Annotated in this window: 10 protein-coding genes and 1 tRNA gene; 3 read left to right on the forward strand and 8 right to left on the reverse strand. The window is 43.3% G+C overall.

Annotated features, from left to right (window positions below; genetic code table 11):
* Positions 1–83 precede the first annotated feature (83 nt).
* Positions 84–1,802, forward strand: a complete 1,719-nt coding sequence (locus L0J61_RS05545) for a proline--tRNA ligase (protein ID WP_301465341.1) — start codon at positions 84–86, stop codon at positions 1,800–1,802.
* Between the two features lie 101 nt (positions 1,803–1,903).
* Here L0J61_RS05545 and L0J61_RS05550 read toward each other — a convergent pair whose 3' ends face one another.
* The 5 genes from L0J61_RS05550 to L0J61_RS05570 form a co-directional block, all read right to left on the reverse strand.
* Positions 1,904–2,305 (reverse strand): lysozyme inhibitor LprI family protein, encoded by a 402-nt coding sequence (locus L0J61_RS05550; protein ID WP_301465342.1) that lies wholly within the window; start codon positions 2,303–2,305, stop codon positions 1,904–1,906.
* 68 nt (positions 2,306–2,373) lie between these two features.
* Positions 2,374–3,258: an NADPH-dependent 7-cyano-7-deazaguanine reductase QueF gene (gene queF / locus L0J61_RS05555; protein ID WP_301465343.1), complete on the reverse strand. Its 885-nt coding sequence runs from the start codon at positions 3,256–3,258 to the stop codon at positions 2,374–2,376.
* A 90-nt stretch (positions 3,259–3,348) separates the two neighbouring features.
* Positions 3,349–4,110: an ABC transporter permease gene (locus L0J61_RS05560; RefSeq protein ID WP_301465350.1), complete on the reverse strand. Its 762-nt coding sequence runs from the start codon at positions 4,108–4,110 to the stop codon at positions 3,349–3,351.
* Positions 4,111–4,151: 41 nt separating this feature from the next.
* Positions 4,152–5,114 (reverse strand): ABC transporter ATP-binding protein, encoded by a 963-nt coding sequence (locus L0J61_RS05565; protein WP_301465344.1) that lies wholly within the window; start codon positions 5,112–5,114, stop codon positions 4,152–4,154.
* A 695-nt stretch (positions 5,115–5,809) separates the two neighbouring features.
* Positions 5,810–6,439, reverse strand: coding sequence for a cytochrome c5 family protein (locus L0J61_RS05570; RefSeq protein WP_301465345.1), 630 nt, complete (start codon positions 6,437–6,439; stop codon positions 5,810–5,812).
* 438 nt (positions 6,440–6,877) lie between these two features.
* Here L0J61_RS05570 and L0J61_RS05575 point away from each other — a divergent pair.
* Positions 6,878–6,954, forward strand: a tRNA-Arg gene (locus tag L0J61_RS05575).
* A gap of 138 nt (positions 6,955–7,092) precedes the next feature.
* On the opposite strand, the gene L0J61_RS05580 is transcribed toward L0J61_RS05575, so the two are convergent.
* Entirely contained in the window at positions 7,093–7,482 is a 390-nt protein-coding gene (locus tag L0J61_RS05580; RefSeq protein ID WP_301465346.1) for a hypothetical protein, read from the reverse strand.
* A 35-nt stretch (positions 7,483–7,517) separates the two neighbouring features.
* Here L0J61_RS05580 and L0J61_RS05585 point away from each other — a divergent pair, with 35 nt between their 5' ends.
* Entirely contained in the window at positions 7,518–8,318 is an 801-nt protein-coding gene (locus L0J61_RS05585) for an NAD-dependent deacylase (RefSeq protein WP_301465347.1), read from the forward strand.
* Positions 8,319–8,515: 197 nt separating this feature from the next.
* Here the strand turns inward: L0J61_RS05585 and L0J61_RS05590 are convergent, their stop codons facing one another.
* Entirely contained in the window at positions 8,516–9,514 is a 999-nt protein-coding gene (locus tag L0J61_RS05590) for an adenosine deaminase (RefSeq protein ID WP_301465348.1), read from the reverse strand.
* A gap of 179 nt (positions 9,515–9,693) precedes the next feature.
* Positions 9,694–10,218, reverse strand: coding sequence for a TPM domain-containing protein (locus tag L0J61_RS05595; RefSeq protein WP_301465349.1), 525 nt, complete (start codon positions 10,216–10,218; stop codon positions 9,694–9,696).
* Positions 10,219–10,332: the final 114 nt, after the last annotated feature.

Below are 10,332 nucleotides of genomic sequence, written 5' to 3' on the forward strand. Positions count from 1 at the left end.
CGGCGTCAATGAAACGACTAGCCCTACGCTCAACACCCTACTATTTCTTATTTTTTTATCGTTGATAAGGTTACGCTTTATTTATGAAAGCCAGTCAGTTTTTATTTGCCACACTAAAAGAAACCCCAAGTGATGCCGATATCGCCTCAAGCCAATTGATGGTCCGTGCCGGTCTGATTCGTAAAATCGCCTCTGGGTTGTATATTTGGTTGCCTATGGGCTTACGCATCCTGCAAAAAGTCGAACGCATTGTTCGCGAAGAGATGCAAGGCGTCGGCGCACAAGAAGTGCTTATGCCAATGACTCAACCTGCTGAACTGTGGCAGACGACCGGTCGTTTTGACGATTATGGTCCTGAGCTATTACGCTTCAAAGATCGTCATGAGCGCGATTTCGTGCTTGGTCCCACTCACGAAGAGGTTATCACCAATCTTGCCCAAGGTGAGCTACGTAGTTATAAGCAGCTTCCGATTACTTTTTTTCAAATTCAGAGTAAATTCCGTGATGAAATTCGCCCACGTTTTGGCGTGATGCGCGCACGCGAATTCACTATGAAAGATGCTTATTCATTTCATATCGATCAAGCATCTTTAGCGAAGACATACCATGCTATGTATGGTGCTTATACCCGCATTTTCACACGCTTAGGTTTGGACTTCCGTGCGGTACAGGCAGATACCGGTTCTATCGGCGGCTTTGCTTCGCATGAGTTCCACGTCTTGGCAGAAAGCGGCGAAGACGATATCGCTTTCTCAGATTCTTCTGATTATGCTGCCAACGTTGAGCTGGCTGAAACGGTGAGCATCGCGGACCGTCAACCACCAAAAATGGCACGCGAAGATGTTTCGACAGAAGGCATGACCAGTTGTAAGATGGTGGCTGAACACTTGGATGTCCCATTAGCCACCACGGTTAAAACCTTAATCGTACATGGCCACACCGAAGACGACCAACCACAGCTTATTGCAGTGGTATTGCGTGGTGATCACCAACTAAACACCATCAAAGCTGAAAAAATCGAAGAAGCCAATGTGCCACTAACTTTGGCTTCTGACGAAGAGCTAAAAGCAGCGGGCTTGCATAAAGGCTACATTGGTGTTGATTTGGATATGCCCGTGTTGGTCGATCGCTCAGCTGCAACCTTGTCAGACTTTGTCACTGGCGCCAACGAGATAAATAAACATACGATCGGTATGAACTGGGCACGTGATAAGACCATTACCCGTATCGTGGATGTTCGTAACGTAAAGAAAGGTGACCCCTCTCCTGACGGCAAAGGCACACTCGACATCAAACGTGGTATCGAAGTCGGTCATATATTTCAATTGGGTGACAAGTACTCACAAGCGATGAACTGCACTGTTTCTGGTGAAGATGGCAAGCCTGTGACACTTATGATGGGTTGCTATGGTATTGGCGTAAGCCGTATCATCGCTGCTGCCATCGAGCAAAACAATGACGAAAACGGTATCATGTGGCCAAAAACGCCAGCGGTTGAGGACTCTATCGCGCCGTTTGAAGTTGCCATCATTCCGATGAAGTCAAAAGAAGAGACCGTCATGCAGACAGCAACGGCGTTGTATGACGAACTAAAGGCACAAGGTGTCAATGTGCTACTCGATGACCGTAACGAACGCCCTGGTGTTAAGTTCGCAGATCTTGAGCTGATCGGTATTCCACATCGTATCGTCGTCTCTGATCGCAACTTAGCTGAAGGCAAATACGAATACGTCGATCGCCGCGAGCCAGAGAAACAAATGCTCAGCCGTGATGAAGTTATTGCCAAAGTAACTCGCAAATAATCTTACTTGCACAGACTGTCAAAAAAAGCGCCTACCTCATGAGATAGGCGCTTTTTTAATGGCTGGCAAATTACATCGATGGCATGCTAATTGTATAGTGCTTATTTTATGTCGTACTCATTAGAGATAGCTCGACTACGCTTTTGCGTTTCGTTTGCCACACATACATCAGCACTAACCATGGCATATACGACAGAGTTATTCATTGGTCCAGCATAGTTAAAGTCACATTTCTCACTTCGTGTCTTCAACCAAGCACGCTGCTTTTTATCTAATCGCGCTTTTTGCTGCTGGTCTAGCGTAGGATAAACGCTCATGTAGAGGTCATTCAATCGCTTTTTTTCGACTGCTACCGCATTATCGCCACAGGCAGTAGCCACTTCCATGTATGCATCTTCACAGACATAGTTGTTTTCTACAAACTCTGCTTGCGCTGCGAGCGATGTAGAAAACAATAACGCCGCTGTACCTACCAACGCCAACGAATGCCTTATTAACTTCATGCTTGTCATCCATTATCAAATAAACTTTTTTTATTATAGGACATAAGCATGACTCATAACGTCAGTATTTATTGACGAATTAAGCGGCTTGGCTTAGGTAGCAACTCAGTATGACTGACACGACAAGGATTAATATCGATACCACCTCGACGTGTGTACCATGCTCTAACCATTAGCTTGTCTGGCTCAAAATAGCGGCTTAAATCAGCAAATATTTGTTCGACACACTGCTCGTGAAAGCCATTGTGCTGACGAAAGCTCAAGATATAACGCAGGATATTGGCTGTATTAACCGGCTTATCCGTTGTCATTGAAACTGCCAATGTACCCCAATCTGGCTGATTGGTCACCGGACAATTACTGCGTAGCAGGTTAGAATAAAAAGCAAAAGGCTCAGCGCCATCAATTTCTAAAACATTGCTACTGTCTGGCTCCTGATCATTACTTAACAGTGACGCATCAGGGTGGTCACACAATGCTATTTTTTCACTGCTATTTACAAGGGCATCATCAATACACACACCTTCCGGCTGTGCAATCAACAACCCCGACAGATCGTTATTTTGCTCATCATTTAAGCCAAACAGTTCGACCTGAACTTTTGCTTGAACACAAGCTGATAAATCTTTGGCAATCAGTGCTTGCACTTCTTCCCAACTAGAAAATTCTGTAAAGTTAATGCTGTTTAAGTACAGTTTAAGCGACTTTGATTCTATGATAAATGGCGAGCTCGCAGGAATTGCAAAGCGCGCGATGGCAACTTGCGAGATGCCTTGCGTATTTAACCAAGACATCTCAAATGCCTGCCACCAATCAATACCAATAGTTAGTTTATCGTCTTGCCATCCAATTGCGTCACGCCCCATACTGCGGGCGATAGGATACAAAGTTTCTGGACTATACTCAGTAGGATAGTCGGTGGTCTGCTCGCCCAAAATACCGTGGATACTCATTTATCTTCCTAATACTAAACAAAAAAGCTGCTCTAAAACACCAATAAACCGATCAGATCGTGCATTTATCACGTGTCTAAACTGTGATTATTACAAACGCACGCGTGAACCGTTACTCAATAGACGGTAGGCAATCGTATAAAATATCGCACAGAATGCAAAAATAGCGACCATCGAATACCAGACATTGACATCAGAGTACCCAAGAATACCGTAACGAAACGAATTAACCATATATACAATTGGGTTCAATAGCGACACATTTTGCCAAAACGGAGAGAGATTCTCCATCGAGTAAAACACCCCGCCAAGATATGTAAGTGGTGTCAATACAAAGCTTGGAATGATTGAAATATCATCAAATGATCGAGCAAATACTGCATTAATAAAGCCGCCAAGTGAAAACAATACAGATGTACCGAGCACCGTAAACACTGTCACGAACAGATGCTCGATACCCAAGTTGGTAAAAAACAACGCCACTATAGAAACGATAAGACCAATGGCCAAGCCGCGAAAAATACCACCGCTGATATAACCCATCAAAATAGCATGTTTGGATACGGGCGAGACCAAAAGCTCCTCGATACTGGCCGTAAACTTGGCACTAAAGAAGCTCGACACCACGTTGGAGTAACTGTTGGTAATAATCGACATCATAATCAAGCCAGGCACGATGAACTGCATATAAGGTACACCACCCATCTCACCCACACGCGAGCCAATCATCTTACCAAATATGACGAAATACAGGCTCATGGTGATCACTGGTGGCAGTAGTGTCTGCGGCCAAATACGTAAAATACGGCGAATTTCTTTGAACCAAATAGTACGAAAAGAAATCCACTTCATGCTCCATGACGTGGTCTTATTTTGCTCTATCATTTCTTGACTCATAAACCCGCCTCCTTCATGCTGTCCGCACTTTTAACATTTTTATCTACCAATCGCATGAATAACTCTTCCAATCGATTGGCCTTGTTACGCATACTCGCCACAGTGACGCCTTGCGCTGATAACTGATCAAAAACACCATTCAACGACTCACCTTCTGTCAGAGTCACTTCCAGCGTTTGGTTATCCGGCTGCGACAATCCTGTCACGCCCTTCAAATCCAACTGACCAGTAAGCGGCGTCTCTAAATCAAACACGAAGGTTTCAACAGACAGCTGTGCCAACAAGTTTTTCATCTCTGTATTAATGCGAATCTCACCATGATCTAAAATCGCAATACGCTTACATAGCTGCTCTGCTTCTTCCAGATAATGCGTCGTCAAAATAATAGTGGTTTTTTCTTCAATATTAATCTGCTGCATGAATTCCCACATAGAACGGCGCAGCTCAATATCGACACCGGCCGTCGGCTCATCAAGAATCAATAGCTTTGGCTTATGAATCAGCGCACGGGCAATCATCAAGCGCCGTTTCATGCCACCCGATAACTCACGTGATTTGCTATTACGCTTCTCCCACAGACCAAGTGCTGTCAGCAATCGTTTTGACCGTGGTCGTGCCTCCTTGGCAGGAATACCAAAGTAACCAGCTTGGGTAATCAAGATATCTTCAACTTTTTCAAACATATTGAAGTTAAACTCTTGCGGCACGACACCAAGGTACTGCTTGGCAATCGACGGATTTTCCAACAAGTCTGTTCCAAAGATACTGACGCTACCGGTCGTTGGTTTAAACAACGAGCTGATAATGCCAATCATCGTTGATTTACCAGCACCATTTGGACCAAGCAGCGCAAAAAAACCACCCTGAGGGACGGTTAAATTGACATCTTTGAGTGCTGAAAACCCGTTTCCATAGGTTTTGGATAGATTCTGAATAGTAAGTGCTGGTACTTCAGACATGAATACCTCTTTATTTGTTATCAATGTATATAAGATCGTTTTAAAAAACGACTAGGGCGTGTCATCACTTAAATAGTGAAGCTTAAGATGAGATAAACTCACGCCAATCAAGGAAAAAATTGCAGAGAATATAAACACATTCACAAGGTTTTGACGATGAGTAGCAAAATTTAGCCAGTTTAAGTCCACTAAATGATTGAATGTGTTAATTGATAACACGCCCTAGGCCTACGTGAAATACTCACATAGCAAACATGGCATTCGTCAACGATAATATGTCTTGTCATAGAATGAGGCTACCAATCGACAATTTCAACCATGCTATGGTTGAAATATTTGAAAGTCGCTACAGTATTTCTAGTGTCAGTTTTTTATGACCTCTGTCTGCGTAAGCACAGCAAGCCAGAAAAATTGAAACCAACAGTACGTGTTGTATCGATATTTCTTTTCTCCGACGATATCTCAGCAGTGCTATATAGGTATGACTTATTAGCAAAAAAACGCCTATCTCATTGAATGAGATAGGCGCTCTATACACAGGTGTCATACCAACACTGTCAAAATATCTAGCTGACAAGCTATTAGCAAAATATAGCCTTCAGCCAGTAAAACTGTCAATTAACCACACTACTAGTTAGCTCAAACTAAAAGTTGGCTCAAACTGACAGTCAGTTTAACAATCAATGCAATAGAAATTAACTCGCTTCATTGATCATGTAATCCACAGCATTTTGAACTTCTTCATCAGGAATGCTCGCCCCGCCTTTAGCAGGCATAGCGTTGAAACCGTTGATAGCGTGGTCATACAAAGTATCTGCACCTTTTGAGATACGTGGTCCCCACGCACCAGCATCACCCAATATCGGTGAACCCAATAAACCAGAGGCATGACAAGTCTGGCACACAGCGTTATACACTGCCTGACCATCACGAGGGCCATCACCAGCTGAAGGGCCAGAAGAGCGTGCCGTCACGTCACAAACCTCATCATCTTCAAAACATACTCTCGCAACTGGTTGGATACGAGCAACCAAGTTAGGATACAAGGCAATCAATTTTTGCACTTGCGGCGTGTCTTCTGGAATTGGCTCTTCTTCTTCAGCAGGCGCAGCAGCAGCTGTTTCATCTGCAGCAGCTTCACCCTCTTCAGCAGGTGCCTCGCCCTCTGCCGCGGCTTCAGTAGCCTCGGCATCTTCAGGAGTGCTTTCTTCTGCAACTTCCTGTTCTGCGACATCAGTGACCGTTTCAGACGTTTCGTCTACAACACTTTCAGCCTGGCTCACCGCGATACTAGCGATTCCTAGAATGGCAGCTGCCGATAACATAACTACTTTTCTCATTCGTCACGTTCTCTTATTACGTATACAAAGGCTTGCACCACTTAGAAGGTTTGTTTGTCTTATTTTGATGACCTTTGATCATCAATAGCAAACAACCACCTAACATGCTGGCAACTTTGTAATCGGTGATTTTAAATATGAATTCTCCATAACATTATAAGGGAAAAGGCAGGTAAATTGCCATGCCTGTTTGACGACTATCCTATTTTTTCTCAAAAAACATCATTCACAGGCTTCATTTATTGGCTTTATAGCGTTTATTTGTTAGACTAAGCGGTCTTTATTTTTCGACACTCAGCACTACTGCCTGTTTTTTATATCCCAACTGTCGTCTCGTTGGCAAACAAGCTGAGTCAATTAGCAGCGAAGTATTGATTGTTCAATATGATGTCGTTTAATAAAGTAGTTCGTGGTTCATTTTATGCGCTCGTAGCTCAGTTGGATAGAGTATCGGTTTCCGAAGCCGAGGGTCGTGGGTTCGATTCCCGCCGAGCGCACCAATCACTATATTTACAACCTTTCTCCACTCTTCCTTAGCCCTTATCCAAACAACCCTTACTCATCAAATCAACATATCAAGGTGTTAACAGCCTTTCTATGCCTATCGGTTTTAGCATCTCTCATCTATAGAGAAAATCTCACTCTGCATCTTCCAAGTTAACAGTCAACTGAGCGCGACTAGGCACACGGTGATAATTAATCACTGTAATATCGCCCAAACGGCGCTGACCCACAGGGAGCTTTTTATCCATCGTAATCATCGCAATTTTTTTGTCATGTTGATTGATCATAATATGCTTGGCTTTACGGTTTACGTGATATTCAGGAAAGTGCTTACCTAGTAGTGCCGATGTTTTTTGTAGACCATCGTTAACAGGTGCTTTTTGTTTTTTTGATCGACCGTGACTGGATTTTTTACTCAATGTTTCGTTGCCATTGGTTGTATTGCCTCCACGTGATTTTGCTAGTATCCATATAACGGCAATAACAGCAAACAGTATGACAAGCCACCAAATTCCATCTATCATAAGAAGGGATATCCATTATTAACAAGGGTTGGCTCATGTTAGCAGAATTATCACCAGCGTTAATAGCAGAAGTAAAACTTGCTGCCAAATTATTAAAAACCAAGCAACGTATTTGCCTTTTGACGGGTGCAGGCATTTCCGCAGAAAGCGGCATTCCAACATTTCGTGATAAACAAACAGGACTGTGGGAAAACTATACTGCTGAAGAGTTGGCGACACCTGAAGCATTTGCTCGTGATCCAAAGCTGTCTTGGTCTTGGTATCAATGGCGCAGACAATCTGTCGCAGATAAAAAGCCAAACCCAGCACACCATGCTCTAGCCCAATGGCAATATCACACCCAGACCTCAGCTCAGCAGTTGACACTTATCACTCAAAACGTCGATGACCTGCATGAGCAGGCTGGTAGCACAGTGACTCACTTGCACGGCAATTTATGGCGCAATCGTTGTAGCCAATGCGGAGTACCGTACCAACACCATGCCAGAGATTTGTACGATAATGATAATACGGTTCGATTTGATGATGCGCTTATTACCTGCTCGCACTGTGATGGTCATATCAGACCAGATATCGTATGGTTTGGGGAGGCTTTACCAATCGAGGAATGGCAAATAGCAGAAGACGCGGCTAATAACTGTGAGGTATTTATCAGCATTGGTACGTCAAGTATCGTCTACCCTGCTGCCGGACTGGCACAGTTAGCAAAAAAAAATGGCGCCCATGTCATTGAAATCAACCCGAATCCGACACAAAATACCATCGTTGATATCACCTTAGCAGAAAAAGCAGGTATCATCCTGCCGCTACTCGTTCAAGAAATGACTCAACTATAGACCACTTAACTATCAATCGTGAAGCTGCAAATCATGAAACTACCAATCACGAAGCCATAAGTCACAAAGCTACAATGACAACTGCATGAACACATGAACAATAGCAACGGGCATCATGGATACTCTCGCATAATAAAAAAGGCTCAACGGTTCATAACCGTTGAGCCTTCGCGCATATGAGCTGAGTCTCTTGATGTTTATTGCAACGCTAAATCCACTTGTGCCAAATACTTATCTTTTAATTCATCATCTATGAACGAAGCTTTAAACGAGTTCTTTACCAAAGTAATGACATCCTCTTCTGTGATTGGTAGGTTTTCGCATAAGTTGATGAAGTTCTGATTAACGTAACCTTTGAAATAAGCAGGATCATCTGAATTAACACTGATATTCAGTCCATAGTCCAGTAATTCTTTGATATTGTGATCTTTATAGGTGTCGAACACTCTCAGTTCAATGTTGGAGTTTGGGCAAACCGTCAGGGGCATTTGCTCATTTTTCAGACGCGTCATTAACTCAGGACTGTTGATTGACTGAACACCATGGTCGATTCTGTCAATATTCAACAGATCCAACGCTTCGTAAATATACGAGTAATCAGCCTCTTCACCAGCATGAGCCACCAACTTGAAGCCTGCTTCTTTGGCTTTTTTAAATACCTTTTTGAACTTAGATGGTGGGTTACCCAACTCTGAAGAATCCAGTCCGACACCAATAATATCTTCTTTAAACGGCATTGCTTCTTCTAACGTTGCAAACGCTTCTTCTTGTGATAAATGCCGTAAAAAACACATGATAATACAAGACGTAATGCCATACTTTTCTTTGGCATCAGCGAGTGCCTCTTTAATACCTGTGATTACCGCTGTAAAGGGCACACCTCGCTCTGTGTGTGTCTGGGGATCAAAAAACATCTCGGTGTGAACGATGTTTTCTTCGACACACTTCAGGATATACTCCCATGTCAAATCGTAAAAATCATCTTTGGTGACGAGCACTTTTGCACCAGCATAATAGATATCCAAAAAGGTTTGCAAATTGGAAAAGTCATACGCTTTTCGAACATCTTCTATGTCGTTGTAAGGAATGTCTATCTTGTTTTTCTTTGCCAATCTAAACATCAGCTCAGGTTCTAATGAGCCTTCGATATGCAAATGCAATTCAGCTTTCGGTAACTTTTTTATCAAATCAATCATATTATTCCAATAACGGTTCTTTATCAAAATACAGTGCTGCTCAGAGACTTATTATAAGCGAATTGAGCTTAAAACCACATAACGCATTGGCTACGATGTAAAAACAGTACTGTTGTCATCTGTTCTACGCTTGCCGACTATTCTACGCTGATACGCTGTGATCGTTTTCAATTCTGATATCATTTCAAAAACACTACCGTATCCGACAGCTCATTGCCTGCAGGATCATGCTCGAGATGATAATACTGACGCATTAGCTGTCCAACTTCATCCAGAAGGTCATTCAAGCTCTCTTCAGTTTTTTTGCTGGCGATGCCTGATACCGCTTTGTCGCACATTGCACTCCACACAGTTGGGCTAACATGAGCACTAATCCCTCTATCGGCGACGATTTCTAGGTCATGTTCACAGATGTTGACATAGATCAACACGCCTGTGTTTTCCTCGGTGTCCCAAACTCGATATTCGCTAAACAAGTTGATTGCACGTTCACGGCAGTCAATATGGTAGGCCTGTTGAGTAGGAAGCGTATTTTCAATGATTAAAAAAACCTCTCCACGATGGCCTTGCTCTGCTCTTGTCACCATATCGGTTAGCCGTGCTTTGGCTTCTGTGGTCAGCCATTTACTATGTAATATAGGGACAAACAAGACTTGCCGCCACCAACGAGCGAAGCTGGGTTTTGAGGCGTTGTTTTCTGCCATTATTTTATTTCCTCGAGTGCGTCATTGCTGATGATCATTTAGGATTCACTATTTTAAGAGTCTGGTCAGTATCTACCAAGATCCGCCAGCACCACCGCCGCCTCAGCCACCGCC

The organism is Psychrobacter sp., assembly GCF_030457785.1.
GTDB lineage: Bacteria > Pseudomonadota > Gammaproteobacteria > Pseudomonadales > Moraxellaceae > Psychrobacter.